Annotated in this window: 21 protein-coding genes and 3 pseudogenes; 5 read left to right on the top strand and 19 right to left on the bottom strand. The window is 69.3% G+C overall.

Annotated features, from left to right (window positions below):
* Window positions 1-48 precede the first annotated feature (48 nt).
* The 9 genes and pseudogenes from ACZ4SF_RS01660 to ACZ4SF_RS01620 form a co-directional block, all read right to left on the bottom strand.
* Entirely contained in the window at window positions 49-528 is a 480-nt protein-coding gene (locus ACZ4SF_RS01660; RefSeq protein ID WP_468376742.1) for an ASCH domain-containing protein, read from the bottom strand.
* Window positions 525-2,582 carry a GNAT family N-acetyltransferase gene (locus tag ACZ4SF_RS01655; RefSeq protein WP_468376739.1) on the bottom strand — a complete coding sequence of 686 codons (2,058 nt, stop codon included), beginning with the start codon at window positions 2,580-2,582 and terminating at the stop codon, window positions 525-527. Before ACZ4SF_RS01655 ends, ACZ4SF_RS01660 begins: the two co-directional genes overlap by 4 nt.
* A gap of 138 nt (window positions 2,583-2,720) precedes the next feature.
* Window positions 2,721-2,894 (bottom strand): annotated as a pseudogene (locus tag ACZ4SF_RS01650) (tyrosine-type recombinase/integrase); the annotation flags it as partial.
* Window positions 2,895-3,077: 183 nt separating this feature from the next.
* Window positions 3,078-3,392: a hypothetical protein gene (locus ACZ4SF_RS01645; protein ID WP_468376736.1), complete on the bottom strand. Its 315-nt coding sequence runs from the start codon at window positions 3,390-3,392 to the stop codon at window positions 3,078-3,080.
* 1,051 nt (window positions 3,393-4,443) lie between these two features.
* Entirely contained in the window at window positions 4,444-4,746 is a 303-nt protein-coding gene (locus ACZ4SF_RS01640) for a hypothetical protein (RefSeq protein WP_468376733.1), read from the bottom strand.
* The gene (locus ACZ4SF_RS01635) at window positions 4,743-5,474 is read right to left on the bottom strand and encodes a GntR family transcriptional regulator (RefSeq protein ID WP_468376731.1); all 732 of its coding nucleotides are present in this window, start codon (window positions 5,472-5,474) and stop codon (window positions 4,743-4,745) included. The genes ACZ4SF_RS01640 and ACZ4SF_RS01635 overlap by 4 nt, the downstream gene beginning before the upstream one ends.
* 7 nt (window positions 5,475-5,481) lie before the next feature.
* On the bottom strand, window positions 5,482-5,703 hold the full coding sequence (locus ACZ4SF_RS01630) for a hypothetical protein (RefSeq protein WP_468376728.1): 222 nt from the start codon (window positions 5,701-5,703) through the stop codon (window positions 5,482-5,484).
* 199 nt (window positions 5,704-5,902) lie between these two features.
* Entirely contained in the window at window positions 5,903-6,211 is a 309-nt protein-coding gene (locus ACZ4SF_RS01625; protein ID WP_468376725.1) for a hypothetical protein, read from the bottom strand.
* Between the two features lie 12 nt (window positions 6,212-6,223).
* A pseudogene (locus tag ACZ4SF_RS01620) lies at window positions 6,224-6,501 on the bottom strand (hypothetical protein).
* A 79-nt stretch (window positions 6,502-6,580) separates the two neighbouring features.
* On the opposite strand from ACZ4SF_RS01620, the pseudogene ACZ4SF_RS01615 reads away from it, so the two are divergent.
* Window positions 6,581-7,335: pseudogene (locus tag ACZ4SF_RS01615) on the top strand (GntR family transcriptional regulator).
* Between the two features lie 51 nt (window positions 7,336-7,386).
* On the top strand, window positions 7,387-7,635 hold the full coding sequence (locus tag ACZ4SF_RS01610) for a DUF7660 family protein (RefSeq protein WP_468376722.1): 249 nt from the start codon (window positions 7,387-7,389) through the stop codon (window positions 7,633-7,635).
* Window positions 7,636-8,461: 826 nt separating this feature from the next.
* On the opposite strand, the gene ACZ4SF_RS01605 is transcribed toward ACZ4SF_RS01610, so the two are convergent.
* A complete protein-coding gene (locus tag ACZ4SF_RS01605) occupies window positions 8,462-8,710 on the bottom strand; it encodes a hypothetical protein (RefSeq protein WP_468376719.1) in 249 nt (82 codons plus the stop codon).
* A 244-nt stretch (window positions 8,711-8,954) separates the two neighbouring features.
* Between ACZ4SF_RS01605 and ACZ4SF_RS01600 the strand changes: the two genes are divergently transcribed.
* Complete coding sequence (locus tag ACZ4SF_RS01600) at window positions 8,955-9,914, top strand: D-2-hydroxyacid dehydrogenase family protein (RefSeq protein WP_468376716.1); 960 nt, start codon at window positions 8,955-8,957, stop codon at window positions 9,912-9,914.
* Between the two features lie 151 nt (window positions 9,915-10,065).
* On the opposite strand, the gene ACZ4SF_RS01595 is transcribed toward ACZ4SF_RS01600, so the two are convergent.
* Entirely contained in the window at window positions 10,066-10,626 is a 561-nt protein-coding gene (locus ACZ4SF_RS01595; protein WP_468376714.1) for a DUF2087 domain-containing protein, read from the bottom strand.
* Between the two features lie 213 nt (window positions 10,627-10,839).
* Here ACZ4SF_RS01595 and ACZ4SF_RS01590 point away from each other — a divergent pair, with 213 nt between their 5' ends.
* Complete coding sequence (locus ACZ4SF_RS01590) at window positions 10,840-11,127, top strand: chaplin (RefSeq protein WP_468376711.1); 288 nt, start codon at window positions 10,840-10,842, stop codon at window positions 11,125-11,127.
* A gap of 287 nt (window positions 11,128-11,414) precedes the next feature.
* On the opposite strand, the gene ACZ4SF_RS01585 is transcribed toward ACZ4SF_RS01590, so the two are convergent.
* The 8 genes from ACZ4SF_RS01585 to ACZ4SF_RS01550 form a co-directional block, all read right to left on the bottom strand.
* Window positions 11,415-12,281, bottom strand: a complete 867-nt coding sequence (locus ACZ4SF_RS01585) for a tyrosinase family protein (RefSeq protein WP_468376708.1) — start codon at window positions 12,279-12,281, stop codon at window positions 11,415-11,417.
* Window positions 12,265-12,756, bottom strand: coding sequence for a tyrosinase family oxidase copper chaperone (locus tag ACZ4SF_RS01580; RefSeq protein WP_468376705.1), 492 nt, complete (start codon window positions 12,754-12,756; stop codon window positions 12,265-12,267). Before ACZ4SF_RS01580 ends, ACZ4SF_RS01585 begins: the two co-directional genes overlap by 17 nt.
* Before the next feature lie 231 nt (window positions 12,757-12,987).
* A complete protein-coding gene (locus ACZ4SF_RS01575; protein WP_468376702.1) occupies window positions 12,988-13,500 on the bottom strand; it encodes a hypothetical protein in 513 nt (170 codons plus the stop codon).
* 99 nt (window positions 13,501-13,599) lie between these two features.
* The gene (locus ACZ4SF_RS01570) at window positions 13,600-14,184 is read right to left on the bottom strand and encodes a vitamin K epoxide reductase family protein (protein ID WP_468376700.1); all 585 of its coding nucleotides are present in this window, start codon (window positions 14,182-14,184) and stop codon (window positions 13,600-13,602) included.
* Complete coding sequence (locus ACZ4SF_RS01565) at window positions 14,184-14,687, bottom strand: DUF5949 family protein (RefSeq protein ID WP_468376698.1); 504 nt, start codon at window positions 14,685-14,687, stop codon at window positions 14,184-14,186. The genes ACZ4SF_RS01570 and ACZ4SF_RS01565 overlap by 1 nt, the downstream gene beginning before the upstream one ends.
* Before the next feature lie 156 nt (window positions 14,688-14,843).
* Entirely contained in the window at window positions 14,844-15,131 is a 288-nt protein-coding gene (locus ACZ4SF_RS01560) for a hypothetical protein (RefSeq protein ID WP_468376695.1), read from the bottom strand.
* A 133-nt stretch (window positions 15,132-15,264) separates the two neighbouring features.
* Window positions 15,265-16,254, bottom strand: a complete 990-nt coding sequence (locus ACZ4SF_RS01555; RefSeq protein ID WP_468376692.1) for a hypothetical protein — start codon at window positions 16,252-16,254, stop codon at window positions 15,265-15,267.
* Between the two features lie 188 nt (window positions 16,255-16,442).
* Complete coding sequence (locus ACZ4SF_RS01550; RefSeq protein ID WP_468376689.1) at window positions 16,443-16,682, bottom strand: chaplin; 240 nt, start codon at window positions 16,680-16,682, stop codon at window positions 16,443-16,445.
* 212 nt (window positions 16,683-16,894) lie between these two features.
* Here ACZ4SF_RS01550 and ACZ4SF_RS01545 point away from each other — a divergent pair, with 212 nt between their 5' ends.
* Window positions 16,895-17,989: a DUF3344 domain-containing protein gene (locus ACZ4SF_RS01545; protein WP_468376688.1), complete on the top strand. Its 1,095-nt coding sequence runs from the start codon at window positions 16,895-16,897 to the stop codon at window positions 17,987-17,989.
* The last annotated feature ends 37 nt before the right edge of the window (window positions 17,990-18,026 follow it).

The raw sequence follows: 18,026 nt of genomic DNA, 5'->3' as shown, positions 1-18,026 counted from the left end.
TGATTGGGCTGACTCACCCCGACGGGCTGCCTGAGATTTAGGCGGCCGCTACGCGTGAACCGCGTCCGGCAGCACCTTGCGAAGCGCACTGCCCACGGCGGGGCCAGCCTCTGATACCTGACGCAGATCAGTACTTCTCAGGTAGCGATAGCTCTGCGGCGGATGGAAGGTCCCCACAGCGCGCAGTGCACTGAGGGGCACCGGCTCGTCAAAGGGCACGGGATCCTCCAAGGTCAAACCGCTCGCCTGGGTAGCACCGTCCATGTAGGCGTCATACTCGCGTTGAGTGATCCCTGTTTGGGCACGATGCGCCGACCAGACCTCCTTGGGGGAGCCCACATGGACTGAGGCAATGCGCGCCATGCCCACCAGGGCCATGGTGGGCGCGGTCGCGTACAGCAGAACCGGGGTTCCGGGCGGCGCAGCGACGCGCTGGCGGCGGACCTCCACCGTCTTACTGCCGGCCAGGATCGCGGTGGCGAAGCGCGGGTGGACAGACAGCAGCATCGCGCGTTCCGGATCGTTCACGTCGTTCGGTGCCCCTCTTGGTAGACCGCCTGGAACAGCTCGTTACTGATCTTCGACAGGGAGATCAGCGACAACGGTAGTCCCAGCTCCTTCGCCAGTGAGGTCAATCGCCGCAGCGTCACCGGCTTCGGGAAGATCTCGGTGTCCGAGAACCTCAGTGCCATGGCGCGGCCGGAGGCGTCGGCGGCTTCTTGAACCTCAGTCCGACCATATACGCCCAGGTGTTCGAATTTCGAGAAGAGGGTGTCGGGTGTGTCGACGAGCACCTCGTCTAGGCGCGAACTGCCCACCACCATCTGGCCTTCGCCTGGGGAGTTGCCCTCGCTGACGTACCAGAGCAGGCGAGCCGGAACGCTCTCTCCGCGGCGACCCGAGGAGCGGTAATAGACGTGCTCTCTGCTGATGCCCAAGACGTCACTGCGCGGAATGAGCATGGCGGGCACGTTGAACAGCTCGGTCGACCAGCGCGGCTTGATGGGCACCAGGAAGGACGGCAGCTTCGAGTCGATGACCTTCGCAGGCCACCACGCACGCTCCACCACGGCAGCCACCTCGGCGGGCATGCCGGGGCGGAGCTCGGTCGTATCGACAGTCAGCTCGCGGGCGAGCCCTCCGGCCACAGCCTCCACCTCGGCTGCCGCGCCGCACACATTCACGAGGAGGGCGACGAGCCTGCCGTCATGCTCGAAGAACCCATCGTCGCCGGCCGCGGACCTGGCGGCCGCGGAGGGATGCGGGTCACTGATGCGGATGATCTCTGCACCGCAGTCCCGGCCGAGCCGCTTGATCAGGAAGAGGAGCTGCCGGGCCAGAGTCTGTTCCAGTGGATGGCCGGCAGTACGGAGGACGGGGACAACCAGGGTCCGTCCGTCCAGTGCCCATGCGTAGAGGGCAACCGGGCGGCCCTGACCATCCCGGAGCAACTCGCGACGCCAGGCGACCGCGCCCTCGTTCAGCGACCGCAGCCGATCGGCGAAGGCCGACCCGTCATCGCCACCCGACTGGTGGAAGAAGGCGACCAGTTCATCCTCCGCACCTGGTGCCACCTCTCCGGACCGAAACTCCGTCCCCATCAGATCGGCCGGACGGTACACCTGGGCCTGCCGCAACTCGTCCACGTGCAGCGTCACCGTAGAAGGTGAGACAACCCGGACGCGGGCGACCCCCCAGGCCACGTCGGCCATACGAGACAGCAGCGGATCACGCGTCGCTAGGACTTGCAGACCGGCGCACGACGTCTCGGCCACATACCGCAGACGGAACCGAAGCGCAGCGTCGACGGTCAGATCGGGCATGGCCTGCGTAGCGGCTTGAAGCAGTTCACGGCTTCGCTCATCCACGGCCGCCAAGTCGGGGGAGAGCTTGCGCAGGCCCGTCAGCGCCGCCCGCTGGTGCTGCCGCTCTGCCGTGTCCGAGAGATCCCGGATCTCATGGCCCAGCTGGGGTGTGTAGGCGAGCTCGACGAGATCCGCCATCCAGCCGGCTTCCAGCGCGCGGGACTCCTCCGCGTCGGCCGTGTCAGCGAGGCCGCGAAGATCGGCGAACACTCCATAGTCGACCGTCACCACCAGGAGCGCGTCGCTCTCCATCTCGGTGAACAGGTCCGGATGGCCAAGGTCCAACCACCAGCCGTCCAGGATCTCACCGTCACGGCCCCGCCCTCGCACCTCGCCGTCCGGGACGAAGCCGAGACTCCTCCACATCCCGCTCAGGTTGTAGTCCCGTCGGCACTTGGCCTTGATCCCGAGTCGTTGCGGGTAGCGCCCTTTGATGCCCTCCACCAGTCGGCGGGCGATTCCCCGGCCGCGCTGTTCCTCCGCCACACACAGGTGTGCGAGCCGAATACGCGCGCTCCTCTTCGGCAGTCCGAACAGCGCGTAGCCGAGCACCTCGTCCGCTTCGACCGCAGCCAGAAGGCCGCCGTCCTCCGCTGCCTTCCGGTAAGCAGGAGGCGTCAGCAGCCCCAGCGTCTTCGTGTAGCGATCGCCCAGGGCTATTGCCTTGTCGATCAGCTCGTCCTGCGCGGGCGAAACGGACACCAACTTGATCGCCATCGCTCCCCCTCCAGTTGGGCCGGACGCGCAGCCACAACTCCCCTGTCATTACATGCAGGAGAAGCTGATCTCATTCACTGCCGTCCTTCAAGGGGGCGCAAGGGGCGCACGGTACTCCGGAGACCGTCAGAAACGCCATTACGCCTCCTCGGCTCCCGCCTGCTTGGCATCTGGCTCACGCAGCTGCTGGCGCACCCCGGCATCGATCCCCTTGGCCAGCGTGCGCTGATGCTTCGCCATTGAGTGCTGGTAGATCAGCTGCGCCCGCTCCGAGGACTGGCCCACGCGGACCATGAGGTCCTTCGACTTGGCACACGCCATCGTGGCTGTCTGTCGTCGGCTGAAGTTCGTGCCACAACCGTGCCAGATGCAGGGGTCAGCCACGGTCAGCACCGGTGACCCGCGTCGCGTACCCGCCTGCGGCCTTGGCCAGAGAAGTCGCAGTTCAGGCGCGAGATCACCCAGCCTCTCTCCTGAAGTGGTTGTCCAGCGCGCTCACCGAGTCCACACTCTCTGGAACTCTTCGGCCGGGATGGCCTCCAGCGGATCTTCTTCAGGATCGATCGCTTGGTCTGTCAGGCCGCCGTGCTCGTCCTCAAAGTGCTCCCAGCTGTACCGGTGGAGTTGGCCGGCCGAGGTCAGCTCGGCCTGCTTGATGACGATCAACTCGCCGCGGTCGGGTACGGCCTCGATGTACCAGAGGCCGCCTTCTTCGTCAGCGTGGCGGAAGTGGTGCCGCAGCGTGGCGCTCTCGTCGAGTGCTCGCAGGTACGCCGTGATCTCTGCCGCGATTCGTTTCAGGTCAACCACGGGACCATCGTGCCAGCGAGCGAGCGCAGTTGGGCCGCTCTGACATCCATGAGTGACATCAACGGCGCCGGACGCCAGCACTCCTATGTGACCTGGCATGGCCAGCGTGGTCAAGTGGCTCCCCGGCAGAGCCGAGGAGTGATCGAACTCCTAAAGCGGTGGTCGTCGGCACGGCCGGCGAGCACATCGTCCGGCCGCTGTGCTAGGAGTCACGAGAGATCGGACGCCAGGGACGGCGCACAGTCGCTCTACGCATCGGGCTATCAGCTCTGTCGCGGTTCGCCTCGTAATGCATCTCCCAAACCATCACGTTCACGGAGTCCCAGTAGGACCGGATCGCGATGTCGTACGAAGTGCTGGCCTCCTCACCGTCCGCCCCAGTGAGCAGACCCATGTAGATCGCCCGGGAGTCCCTGAAGACGGCCTTGACCGCCTCGGCCACGGGGTTGCCTCCGTCAACGATCATCACGTCGCAAGCACGCGTGAAGGGTCCGTAGGCTTCGCGTAGGCGCTTAGCATGCTCCTGCACAGCAGCTTCCTTGTCGGAGCCGGCCGGCATCGATAGGACGCCTGGCAGTTCCCGGTATAAAGCGCCCATGCGATGCGCTTGGTCGACAACTCCTATGTACGAGTCTCGGCGTGACTGGGCCAACACGTTGGCCCGCTGAGCCGTTGCAGAAGCATGGGCCTGCTCCCTTGCAGCGCGCAGGCTGCCGTGACTTGTTACCCAACTCGCTGCGATAGCTGTGCCCGCGGTAAGGCAGGCCACCCATAGGGTGCTGTCCGGCATGTGGCGATTGTGCAGTCCTCGGCAGCTTGCCGGAAGAGCGCATATGGCAGTAGCAGAAGCGCTACGAGGCTCACTCTTGGGCCGTCCTGGGGCCGTCCGAGGGCAGCCGGCAGCACCCAACAACGACAGAAGCCCACGGCGTCTGAGCGCGTCAGAGCCGTGGGCTTCTTAGGGCCCGCTGGTGAGGCAGGCCAGTGATCAGTAGACCGGCAAGTTAGACCGCACTGAACAGCCTGTAGCCGCCAAACGCAGCGCTGCCGGTCAGAGGAGGGGCAGCTCGTTCACCGCCAGGAGGTGCCCCCGGCTGGTGGCAACGCGAAGCACGTCTCGTAGAGCCCTGGTCAGCTCCTTCGCCAGCTGCCGTACGTCCGCCCGGTCGGCATCCTCGTCGCCCAGCATTTCCACGCCTCGGTCCAGCAACTCTGCTGCCAACCCCAGCTGCGCCGCCTCGATGTTGTCCGCCAGGCGGGACATGTAGCCGCCCCTGTCGTTGGTGCTCAGATAGCAGGGCTTGCCCTCCGGCCCTGCCCACGGGAGGAGCCGCAATTCGTCCGATGCCGTCATGCTTGCGTCTGCCTCTCGTCGGTCCTGTGGTGTGCGGTGAAGACCCCTTCGACGCGGTTCCCCGGGAAGACCAACAGCGCGGCTTCGACGACTCGGCCGGCCGCGTCGGTCGCGACTCGTGTGATCGTGAGGACTGGTGCGGTGGGGTCGGTCCGGAGGGACGATGCTTCCTCCGATGTTGGCGGGCGGGCGCAGACCGTCTCTCGGACAGCAGCTGGCGTCATGCTCATGATGGCGAATCTTGTGACAGCTTCGCGGCGCGATGGGTCATCGTCGAGTACCTCAGCCGGTGCCAGGTCGCTGGGGATGTAGATCCGGGCAAGTCCGTGCGGTGACTCCCCCTCGTGGCTGATGCAGACGAACTCCGCGAGCGGACTGCCTTGTGGCACCTTCAGCAAGGTTGTCAGATGACCGTCTGCCTGAATCGTGTTGCTGCGTACCGTGACGCGTAGGTCCGTTTCAGCAGCCGTCCACGGGTCCAGCGTTCCCCATCCGCCGATGTACACGATCTTGCGGTGTGAGCGGCGGACGAAGTTGCCTTTGCCGTGAATTTTCTCGACGAGGCCTTCGCTCTGGAGCAGGGCGAGGGCCCTCCGCAGCGTCACGGTACTCACCTTGTATCGGTCGGCCAGGCCGGCCTCGGAGGGGAGTCGTTCGCCGGGCTGGATGCGGCCGGTCGCAATCTGGTGCCGCAGGTCGTTGGCGATGTCGTGATGGCGCGTGGACATGGACCAGTCACCGCCTTCTCATGCGCACGGCGACGAGCCGGGTCCGCGCGTGTATGGTCAGCAGCTCGCCTGACTCGAAGAGGAGTTGCTTGGCGCCCTGGGCAAGTTGGAAGAGGTCGCTCACACGGTGGGCTCGGCCGCCGACTTGGATGATGTCGCCACGCTGCACGGTCGCCGCGGTGACCTCGACATTGGAGACCAGCGCGCCGCCAGGTACCCGTTCGATCACTGCTCTACCTCCACAGGCTTGAGCCTGCCGACCGCCGAGTGGCACGGGCAGTCGCACGCCTCGTAGACCACTGGGACGTCGATCGGCGCGGAGAGCGGGGAGGACTCAGTGCAGCTGGAGTGCGTGCCGATCCGGCATGAGGTCGAGCGGTAGGGCATGGCCGCGACCTCGGTGATGCGAGCGGGACTGCGAGAGGGCATCAGTGAACTCCCGCGAGGGCCGACCAGGCCTCGGCTGGTAGGTGGGGAGCTACGACCAGCGCACGCCTTCGGGCGCGCTTCTCCGAAGCCAGCACGTACGGACGCACAAGCGCGACGTCCTCGCCCCGGAGCAAGTGTCGGTGGTGCGGAGTGCTCAGAGCCGAGCCACAGGTGGCCGTTTCACCGACAGACACTGCACGAGCGGGAACAGCCGGGAGCCGATGGGGCACTAAGGGGCGGCGGTGCCGGCCCTTGGAGAAGTACCGCTCTCTGGTGAGCGAGGCGGCACGGCGGATACGGTTGAGCACGCTGCTCAGCTCCTATCGCTGATGGCTCGGTCCCCCGACCTGCCCGTCGTGGGGACCGCTTTGTGTACGGCCGCCCAGAGGGTGCGACCGTTCAGGTTGGTGGCGAGCAGTCCGAATCGATCGGCTTCCGCCACCACATCCAGGACCTCCCGCCACAAGTCGGCGGGGAGCGTTTCCGGCACCTCCACTTCGACCGTCGTGTACCGGTCGTGCTCCTCGACGCGCGCGGGGAGCCCGACGGCGGACAGCCGGGCGGCGATGGCCGCCGCAGTAACTCCCGAAGCGGGCACAGGGCAGCCTCCGTCAACCGGCGATCACTTTGCGTGAAGCTAGTTAACTAGGTTAGAGCTAGTGGACTAGATTTTCCATATGCCTGAGCAACCGCCCTATCTCCGCATCGCCGACGAACTCCGGCGGCGCATCGCGGAACACGTATGGGGGCCCGGGGATCGCCTGCCGTCCCGCGCCCAGATCGGCCAGGAGTGCGGCGTGGGCGAGAACGTCGTCCGCCGGGCTCAGGAATTGCTGATCTCCCAGGGTGTGTTGGAGGGCCGTGCAGGGTCGGGGACGTATGTCGCCGAGCCACGGCAGCGCGTGCGCATGGTGCGATCGTCCGCGCGTGAGCGGCCCGACGGGTCGCCGTTCCGGTCGGACATGAAGGCCGTCGGCAGGCAAGGGGATTGGGAGAGCCGGACCGACGCCAAGGTCCCGGCGCCGGCGGACATCGCGGCACGGCTCGGCATCGCTGAGGATGACCTCTGCGTTCGGACGACGTACGAGTTCCTGGCCGACGGTAGGCCGCTGCAACTATCGACCAGTTGGGAGCCGTACGACCTCACCGCCGGCACACTCGTCGTCCTCCCCGAGGGAGGGCCGCACGCCGGGGCGGGGTCGTGAACCGCATGGCCGCCATCGGTATCACCGTCAGCCATGCCGTGGAGCAGCCTGAGCCTCGGCAGGCGACCTCCGAGGAAGCCTCGCTTCTTGGCATCCAGAAGTCCGCACTCGTCACGCACATCCGGCGTACGTACTACAGCGACGAGGGGCGGCCCGTGGAGACGGCGGACATCGTGGTGCCCGCCGCTCACTGCGAGATCGTCTACGAGATCCCGATCAACCGCTAGCTCCGCTCACAGGGCGACCTCCGCTTGGCGAGCCAAGTAGGGTCCGGAGGCATGACCACTTCTCCTGATCACGTCGACAGCAGAGAAGACCTGGCAGCCTTCGTTCGTTCCTTGCGGCGCAATCACGCCGAGGACGGAGGCTCATGGGAGAACGCGGACCTTCCGAGCTTCCTGGAAGCGCTGGCCGCCTGGGTCGACGACGCGGACGGCTGGTACCGCAACACCGGCCAGGAGTTGCCTCCTGCCGGTGACTGGACGTTCTTCGCGCGAGCTCTCCAAGCAGCGACGATGTACGAGTAGTCCGAGCGGGTCGAATGCGTGTCGAAGTCCGAACGGTGACGCGCGCGGCGCGGTAAAAGCAGCAGGTCAGCGACAGGGTGGCGCACTACCCGCCAAGCGCCTTCTAAGCGCTTGGCCGCAGGTTCGAGTCCTGCCGGGGGCGCCGAGCACCGCCCTCCCCATCGGGAGGGCTTTTTGCTGGTCGGAGCGGGTTCCACTCGACTCGAGCCAGCCCCGGACGCCTTTTCGCTGATCAGAGGCCGACTTCCGGGCTGCCCGGCAGCTTCGAGCCGCCTCTTCAGGGCAAATCACCCGGCTGGAGCTGTTCGTCGGCCATGTGCTGCACAGGACGCGCGCCAGGGCGGGTGCCCCGGCACTCAGGTTATTTCCCCTGGCTCAAGGGCACCCGGCCGGTGAGCACGGAGGGACTGAGATGAGTACTGGAGAGAAAGCCAAGGCCAAGGCCGAACAGGTAGTGGGAAAGACCGTGCGAAAGGTGGCCCACGCGGTTCACAAGGAAACTCTCGCAGCAAAGGGTGCCGCCCTCGAAACGCGGGGCAGGATGCGGGGCGCGAAGGAGAGGACCAGGGGCCCCTTCAAGCACTGACCGTCGCCATCCTGCCGGGGAACGCGGCAGGTGCCGCCCGCTGCCTCTGCCGGGGAACACGGCAGGTGCCGCCCGCGGCCCCGTACGGGGACCCCAAAGGCTCCGGACCGATCACGGTCCGGAGCCTTTGTCACTCACTCCGAGATGAACCCATGACACGCGACCACTGGTGGCCTGGCGGGCGCAGGGCCTACCGCCCTGGCACCGAGACCCGGTGCAGTGCGTCGCGTGACCCTGCCGTCAGCCGCAATCGGAGCCGATGTCGGTGGCCTGTGCGCCTGGGTTGCCCTCGCCGTTCAGCAGGTTGCCGCCCAGTCCATTGAGGATGCCCACCTCACCGAGGATGTCGATGTTCATGTCGTGCGACTTGCACCCGCCACCGCCGCCGTACATGCCCTTCGCCGCCAGGGCGGTGGCAGGGCCGGTGCCCATGAAGCTGACGCCACCGATGACGGCGACCGCGACAGCTGCCTTGTGAAGCTTGCGCATGTCTCCTCCTTGAGCTGAGTAGAGCGCACTGTCAGAAGATCCAATAAGCGCTCATTTCGGAGGCTAGATCGGCATCTCCCCCGGCGCTCACCGGGGGAGCCATACGGGGCGCACCGGCCACTCGGCGGAACTCGCAGCGCAGAATCCCGGGTCGAGCGCCCGGGCTCCAGGTGCGCGACGGCACTGACCGTCCGGCTGCGCAACCCCACTCGCTAGAGTCACCCCGACGAAGAAGGGAGACGACGTGCGACTTCACTGTGCCGTACTGGACGACTTCCAGGGTGTGGCCGCCGAGTTGGCCGACTGGTCGGTGATCGGTGAGCAGGTGGAGGTCGTTGCGCTGCGCGAGCATCTCGAAGGGGAGGATGCTCTCGCCTCGGCTCTCGCCGGCTACGACATCGTCGTCACCTTGCGCGAGCGCGTTCCCTTTCCAGGCTCGCTGTTCGCCCGGCTGCCCCGGCTGAAGCTGCTCATCGCCTCGGGGATGCGCAACAGTGTGATCGATTACGCCGGCGCGGAGGCGCACGGTGTGACCGTGTGCGGTACGGCGAGTTCGAGCACCCCGCCGGTGGAGCTGACCTGGGCGCTGCTGCTCGGGCTGGCCAGGGGGATCGTCCTGGAGAACAACGCCCTGCGTGACAACGGTCCTTGGCAGTCGACCGTGGGTGCCGATCTGTACGGGCGCCGGCTGGGCCTGCTGGGACTGGGGAAGATCGGCAGCCGGGTGGCGCAGGTCGGGCTCGCCTTCGGGATGCGGGTGAGTGCGTGGAGCCAGAACCTCGGCAAGGAGCGGACCACGGAGGTGGGGGTGGAACTTGCCGGGTCCAAGGAGGAGTTGCTGGCCGGGAGTGACTTCGTGTCCGTGCACCTCGCCCTCGGCGACCGAACCCGCGGACTGCTCGGCGCCGCCGAACTCGGCCTGATGAAGCCGACCGCCTACCTGGTCAACACCTCCCGCGCGGCGATCGTCGACCAGGAGGCACTGCTGGCCGCCCTGCACGAGGGCCGGATCGCCGGCGCCGCCGTCGACGTCTTCGACAGCGAGCCGCTGCCCGCCGGTCACCCGATGCGCTCCGCGCCCCGCCTGCTCGCCACGCCTCACCTCGGCTACGTCTCGCACGCCAACTACACGACGTACTACGGCCAGGCGGTGGAGAACATCCGGGCCTACCTGGCGGGTTCTCCGGTGCGGCGCCTGCCCTGACAGCGAGAGGAAGGGGCGGCCCCGCGGTGGACGCCTGCCCCGACGGCCGGGCAGGGGGACCACCGCGCTACGGCAACTTGTTTGACGTTGGGTCAGATTTGACGACAGGTCAGATCTGTAATCCGAGTGGCCGCCGGACCTGAGGTCCGGGTCAGGAAGCTCCCGCCGTCACCCGCTCGTAGACGCCCTCGCTCCGGCGCAGCTCGTGGAGGTCCACCAGACAGCGCCGGAGCGTCACATGGTCGATCTGGTCGGATCCCTTGCACCAGGCCCGCAGCCGCTCGTTCACGACCCGCTCCGGATAGGCGACGCCCGGCTCGAAGGTCTGCTCCGCGATGTGCCGCAGCACCTGCTGCTTGCGGGTCCACTGGGCCGGCAGCCGTACCAGCCGGCCGTCCCGTACGAAGGTGCTCACCACGTCGTTCCCGGCCGGGCGTGCAGGTCGCTCCGGGCGGGCCAGCTCGCGCAGGAGGTCGTAGGAGACGGCGAGGCCGCCGTCCGTCCCACTGCCGGCCACGGCCCCCTGTTCACGCAGCCTGAGCAGCGCGAGCGCCGTGTCCTTCGGCGACAGGCCGGCGGCTGCGGCGACCTCCTCGGGGTTCTTCGCGCCCAGCGCCACCGCGGCGAAGACCCGCAGCCGGCTCTCGTCGGCCAGCACACCGATCAGTTGCCGGGACCGCTCGCGCGCGTCGGGAACGTTGTCGTTGTCCATGGCCGGAGGGTAGGCGAACGTCCCGGCCCGCTGCCTGTGAATAACGCCGGGGTGCCCCGCGCGGCCCGCCCGGGTTGCCCCTGGTGGGGACCGTTGCCGTTGAAAGAGTGATCCGCGGCTGATCACCGTGACCAGCCCCGCGCGGCGCCGTTGAACGGGAAGTGCGGCGGCTGGCCTGTCGCTGCGCTTTCCGAGCTAAAGAAGGAGAACGTGATGTCTCGCATCGCGAAGGCGGCCGTGGTCGCTCTCGGCACCGGCGCCGTGATGATCAGCGGGGCCGGTCTGGCCCTGGCCGACGCCGGTGCCGAGGGCGCGGCCGTCGGTTCCCCCGGCGTCCTGTCGGGCAATGTGATCCAGATTCCGGTCCACGTGCCGGTCAACGTGTGCGGCAACACCATCGACGTCATCGGCGTGCTGAACCCGGCGTTCGGCAACGCCTGCCTGAACGACAGCCACCACGGCAAGGCCGGCTCCGGCGGCAGCGAGGGCTACGGCAGCTGAGCCGACCCGCACCACAAGGAAGAGCCCCGGCATTCCGAGCGCCGGGGCTCTTCCCGTACATCGGGTCCCGTTCATCAGGTCCCGTACATCAGGTCTCGGACATCAGGTCTCGGACATCGGGTCCCCGTACATCAGGTGTCGGACATCAGGTCCTGTACATCGGGTCCCCGTACATCGGGTCCCGTACATCACGTCTCGGACGTCCCGTGCCTCGGTCTCCGGGTCCCGTGCGTCGGGTCCCCTGCCTCAGCTTCCGTGCGGCAGGTCCCGTGCCTCACGAACCGGTCTCACGCGTACCGGTAGATGCGGCTGACGTCGTCCAGCTGGTCCGGGGTCTCGTTCCACGGCGGCAGCTTCTCGTACCGGGCGACGATCCGCTTGTGCTGCTTGTCGCTGGGCCCGGGCGGGCGGGCCGGCAGGTACCGGTGGCTGCGGTGGGCCCGCTGCCACCGCTGCCACACCAGGTCGAGAAAGGCGTGGTGGAGCCAGAACACCGGGTCGTTGACGGACGCGCCGCCGATCATCGCGCCGCCGACCCAGCGGTGCACCCGGTTGTGGTTGCGCCAGGATGCGCTGCCCGCGCCGCTCCCCCAGCCCTCCAGCTTGTTGCGGAAACCCTTGCGCACCGTCGAGTCCCACGGCCACGCGTCGTAGACGGGGTCGCCGAGCGCCCTCTGCAGCTCGCTGCGGGTGGGCAGTTGGATGGGGGCGGCGGCGCGCCCCAGGTCCCGGGTGAGGAACCTGCCGTCCGTGATGCCCTCCCGGATGGTCCAGTGGCCCGCCGAGTAGGCGAAGGGACCGGTCATCACCTGACGGTCGGAGCGGCGCCCGTTGCCGCCGAGCAGGTCCTTGGTCCAGGGCACGGAGGTCGTCGTGCGGTTGCGGGTCCAGTCCCAGTACGGCACGGTCACCGACGAGTCGACGCGGCGCAGCGCCCGTTCCAGCTCCAGCAGGAATCTGCGGTGCCAGGGCAGGAAGGACGGCGTCATGTGCGCGGTGCGCAGGCCGTCCTCGCCGTCGGAGGTGTAGAAGTCGATGTGCATGCGCACGAACTCGTCGTACTCGCCGCGCCGTTTCAGCTCCAGCAGTGCGTTGACGAACCGCCGGCGCTCGGTGCGGGTGAGCGTGCTGACGTCCTTACGCACGTACGCCATGCTGTCCCCCCGTGTGCAGGTGTCCGCCGTGTGCGCCGCCGACCGGTCCCGGCGCCAGGTCGCGCAGCCGCTGGCCGGGGCCGATCTGCTCGACGGCCGCCCGGGCCGCCTCCAGCGGTGTCCGGTACGACGTGTAGTGGTCGGCCATGCTCAGCCAGGTGCCGTCGGCCCGGCGCATGAGGTGCAGCGGGCGGCCGTCGACGGTGATCTCCCAGCCGCCGCCGGCCTCCTCGGGGCCCACGGCCGGCATCAGGGCGCCCCGGATCCGGCGGCCTTGGTACATCTCGTCGAAGGAATGGCCGACGGGACCGTCCGCGGGGGGCACGGGCCGGGAGGCGGCGACGAGCGGGGCCAGCGCCAGTGCGGCGGCGGAGCCCAGCAGTCCGCGTGCCACCTCCCTCCGCGTAGGTGCGGCCGCCCCCGCTCTGGCCTGCTGCTCCGCACCGACCGCCGCTCCGCCGACACCGACGACCATCGCTCACTCCTCGTCCGGGTTCAGATGTCCGTACCGGCTAACCGGCGCAGGCCGCACGGGGTCACTGCCGAAGAGCCATAGGAGGTACGGCCGTGCCGGCAACGGCCGCGGTGGGAACGGCCGCGGTACGTCCACGGTGGGGACACCCGCGGGTACGGCCACGGTGGGGACACCCGCGGGTACGACCGCGCGTCCGGGCGGGGGAACGGCCGCGTGTTCGGCCGTAAGTGACTACAGCCCGGTGCCGGCGGTCAGGTCGGTGCCGGCGACGGTCTGCAGGGCCGGGGCGAGGACGGCGACGTCGGGAAGCTTGGCTGCCGGGACGCCGAAGCGCCCGGGGGTGGGCGGCGTCAGGGGGGCGTCCGCGGACAGGCCGGGGCCGAGCGCCCGCAGGTCGTTGGCGGGGGCGTCCACGCCGAGGTGGTCGACGCCTTCGCCGAGGACGTGCGGCAGCGGGGCCCTGGCGTCCAGGCCCGGCAGTCCGCCGGCCACCGGCACCTGGGGCACGACCGGGTCCGGCAGGAGCCGGCCCGTGACGAACCGGGGTCCGTGGGGGGCGCCCGGCGTCACCAGCGGCATTTCGGCGCCGACGTGCGGCATCTCCATGCCGAGGGCGTTGGAGACGCCGCCCAGGGGCACGGGGATGGGGACCGTACCGGCCGCCGCGGCAGGGCCGACGGCCCCCACGGTGGCCGCGATGCCCGTGACGACGGCGGCGAGGGTTCCTCGGGTGGTCGGCTTCATGTCAGGTACGGTCCCTTTCAGGATGCGGGGTTCGACGTCCGTACCGCGTAACGAGCGGAAAACTCCTTGAGTGCACATTTCGCCCGGGTGCCGTATTAGTCAGCTCGTCCAGAAGTCCCACCAGCGGGTCAGTACGAGCATTCCGACCACACCGATGTGGAGCACCGGAAGCACCCAGGTGAAATCGGCGAAGAACGACTTCAGCGGGCCGGGGGCGGGAATGAAGCCGTTGCGCACGCAGACGGACGTCACGTACCAGAACAGCAGGATCGTGGCGGCCCAGGCCAGACAGCACCACAGGCACAGCGCGTTGATCCTGTACAGCGACTCGAACTGCAGCCAGGTCACGAACCCGACGCCGAACAGGCAGCCGGCCTCGAAGAGCAGCCAGTACCAGCCGGGGAAGCGGGCGCCGGCCAGCAGGCTCATTCCGGCGCAGATCACGATGCCGTAGGTCACCAGGCCCAGCATCGGGTTGGGGAATCCGAAGACCGAGGCCTGGTCGCTCTTCATCACGCTGCCGCAGGACACCACCGGGTTCAGGCTGCACCCGGGGACGAAGGCCGGGTTCTCCAGCAGCTTGAACTCGTCCAGGGTGATGACCCAGGAGGCGAGCAGCCCGGCCGCTCCGCAGAGCACGAGCAGCAGGGCTGGGCAACGGCCGCCGCCCACCTGACGGGGCATCAAACGCGCAGGCTGCGGGCGGGCAGGTAGACGTGCGCCGCGGCGCTCGTGGTCTCCGGGGCGCCCGCGAACGCGGCCAGCGCCACCCCGGTGACCGGCCGGCGCGGACCGGTCGAGGGGCAGATGCGCGTGGTGAACATGAAGTAGGTGTAGCCGAGCTTCTCGACCGCCTGCAGCCAGTCCGCGGGCGGGGTGACCTGGCTGGTGACGTTCGGCATCTGCAGCACGATCTGCCCGGCCGCGACCAGCATGCTGACCTTCAGGCTCGGCCGGGTGGTGCCGTCGACGGGCTCGCCGCCGACGGGCAGGCCCATGTCGCCGAGGAGCCGCTCGACGGCGGCGGAGGCGGCCTCGGGGCCGTCCGGGCCGTCACCGAGGGAGCAGGCGAGGAGACAGGGGGTCCGGCCTTCGCCCTGCTCGTTCCTGGCCATCCAGGCGAGCAGGGCGAGCGTGCCGAGATCGGCGGCGCGGAAGGGACGGGTTTCGCTCGGTACTGAGGTCACCGCGCGACCATATCGACGGGCCGCGGCACGCCCGGGCGGCTTCTCACCCTTCCGGAGCAGTGCCCGGGGACGCTCCACACGATCGGGGGATCCGGCACCGAAGACGCCAGAGGCCGGTACCGCGGGTGCGGTACCGGCCCCTGCGGGACGAGAGCCTCAGCGCTTGACCGGCAGGCCGCCGAGCAGTCCCTTCTTGTTGAGGGTGGTGGTGGCGCCCTTGACGCTGCTCAGGACGGAGTCCTTGTTCTCGGTGTCGAGCGCGTCCGACTGGTGCTGCAGCGGCATCAGGTCCTTGACCGTGGGGGGCTTCTCGGCCAGTTCGGCGACGGCACCGTTGAGGCTCATGGGCGGCAGGTCGTGGGCGTTGTAGGCGAACGCGGGTGCGGCGACGCCGGCAAGGGCCACGGAACCGGCGACAACGGCGGCAGCCTTCAGGGACTTCATCGTGTTCCTTTCATCGGCGACTCACGTCACCCCAGGGATTCCGGACGCCGTGTCCAACGACTTCCGGCCGGGCCGGAAACCCCGTGCGGAGAAGACATATGAAATCCCTCTGCGATCAGCCGGGATGCCCGCGTCAGCCGGTCGTCGGCAGGCTCGGTGCCGGGGGCAGCGAGGGCAGGGACGGCAGCGAGGCCACTTCCGGGGCGGGCAGGTCGTTGCCGAGGAGCGTCGACGTCAGCAGGTCGACCAGGCCGGACACCACGCCGGAGGCGGACGACAGGAGGCCGCCGAGGCCGTCGGTGACCGTCTTCACCAGGTTGTCGATCGCGGCCTGCAGGGCGGCGAGGGCGTCGCTGGTGATGTCACGGGACGAGGGCAGCTTGCCGACGACGACCGCGTGCTTCACCGGCATCATCGCGGCGGAGGCCGCCGGCACGGACGGAGCCGCGGGAACGGCGGGCGCCACCGACGCACCGGGGGCCGTGGGAGCCGCGGGCACGGTGGGGGCGGCCGGGCTGCTGGGCACGGCGGGCGCGGTGGGTGAGGCGGGCGCGGCGGGCTTCGCGGCGGTCACCGGAGCCGCCGAAGCCGTCAGGGACGCGGGGTTCGCGGGCTTGGCAGTCGTCGCGGGAGATGCCGGGGCCGTCGGGGACGCGGGGGTCGTGGGCGCTGCGGGCTTGGCAGCCGTCGTGGGGGATGCGGGGACTGTCGGGGACGCAGCGGTCGTGGGCTTCGCCGGCCGAGTGGGCTTCGCCGGCTGGGTGGGGGCCGTGGGCGTCGCCAGGGCCACGGGGGTGAGCGACGACGGGTGCGCGACGGCCTCGGCGATGGCCTTCTTCGCCGCGTCGCCCAGCCTTCTGGCCTCGCCGGCCGGGAGGCTGCCCTTCTGCAGGGACTGGTCGAGCAGGTCGACGACCGGGTTGAGGACGGAGCCGGTGGTGCCGAGTGCTCTCACCTGGGCGAGCAACTTCTCCCTCTCCGCTGCGGGAACCGGCGCCCGGGAGGCGGCGCGGTCGTGCTCCCGGGCCGAGTCGGCGGCGACGGCGGCCGGGCCGGTGATGCCGACCAGGACGGCCGCGCAGAGAGCGGTGGACGCGAGACGCCGGGCAGGCAGATCACGCATGGCGGGGGTTCCTTTCGGTGGGACGGTGGGACCTGAGCCCACCGTCCGTTCACCGATCGCGCCTCGCAACCGCTCGGACGCCCGTGTGATCCGTCCGAGGGAGTACCGAACGGGTGCACAGAACCGGCCGTCCGCCCCGCGGCGGATGCGCGGGGCGGACGGCCGGCCGAAGGGGTTGCGTCCCGACGTCAGTCGTTGAGGCAGGTGTTGCCGAACGCCGGGTTCAGCAGACCGATGACGTCGATGGTGTTGCCGCAGACGTTGATCGGGATGTGGATCGGAACCTGGATGACGTTGCCCGACACCACACCCGGCGAGTTGGCGGCGACGCCGTGCGCGTCGGAGTCGGCGGAGGCCACGCCGGCACCGCCGGCGACGGCCGCGACGGCGGCGGAGGTCAGAACCAGGCCCTTCGCGATACGCGACATGGAGAGGTGCTCCTTGGGATCGACAACATCCGGGCGGACGCCCGGCGCTGTGTCAACGCGCGGCACCCCTGGGGGTTGTGCCGCCAATGGGGTGATGTACGAATAAGTACGCCTTCACGATTCCGACACACTTGCCCGGTTTCTCCGTATTCGCCCGTATTGCCAGTAGTGTTGCGGACCTCTCCAGCACGTGCGAAAGGGCACCGCCGGTCATGCGCAAGTTCCTGGGTCCGCTGCTGCGTACGACGGCCGGCGCCTCCCTTGTCCTCGCCGCCCTCTCCGACCCGGCCGCCGCCCGGCCCGCCGGCCGGCCCGCCGCGCCGCCCGCCCCCGGGGCAGCGCGGCCGGCCTTCGCCCAGCGCCACCACGCGGTGCAGCACGGCGGGTTCGTCCGAGCGGCCAACGCCTCGGTCAGCTGCCGCACCCCGGAGGCGTCCGCCTGCCAGGCGGTGCGGGACGGAGAGACCGCGGCCAACGGCGACTTCGACATGTTCTGCGTCGACGTCGACAGCGACCCCGGCACCTACAACTCCTCCCAGGCCGAGGTGCGCGTCCCCGCGGGCGGCCGGGTGACCTACGCCCGGCTGTACTGGGGCGGCAGTCTGCTGGCCGGCGAGCACAAGCCGTCGCAGGACGACGGACGGGTACTGGTCGCCGAACCGGGCGGCCAGTACAAGGAACTCCTCGCCGACGCGGTCGTGAGCCGCCGGGCGGCGCCCGGCGTGGACGCCTTCCAGGCCTCGGCCGACGTCACCGGACTGGTCCGCGACAGCGGCTCGGGGCTGTACACCGTCGCCCAGGTCAACGTCGCCAACGGCAGGTCGGCGGTAGGGGTGTGGGGCGGCTGGACGCTGGTGGTGGCGTACGAGCACCCGGCGGAACCGCTGCGGGACCTGACCCTGTGGGACGGCTTCGAGTCGCTGGACTCCCCCGTCGACGTCGGGCTGGAGGGGGTGCGGGTGCCGGAAGGGGCCGGCGGCCGAGTCGGCCTGGTGGCGTACGACGGCGACCGGGGCAGCGCGGGCGAGACGCTCACGCTCTCCCCCAGCCCCCGGCGCACGCCCGTCGCACTCGGCGACTCCGCCAATCCCCCGGACGACGTACTGAACTCCACGATCAGCGAACCGGGCGCCGTACCGGCTCGGCGGATTCCGGCCTACGCCAACACGCTCGGTTACGACTCCGACGTGTTCGATCTCGGCGCGGCTCTGCGTCGGGGCGGTGACCAGCCAGGCTTCCGGCTCGTTTCCCACGCGGACGCGGCATGGGCCGGCGCGCTCTTCGTCGCCGTGGACGCCCGGGACTGAGGCGCGTTCACGACCGCAGCCCGAGCGCCCCCCATGA

It is taken from the genome of Streptomyces sp. NPDC027663, from assembly GCF_055566415.1.
This window is presented reverse-complemented; position numbering and strand designations above follow the sequence as displayed.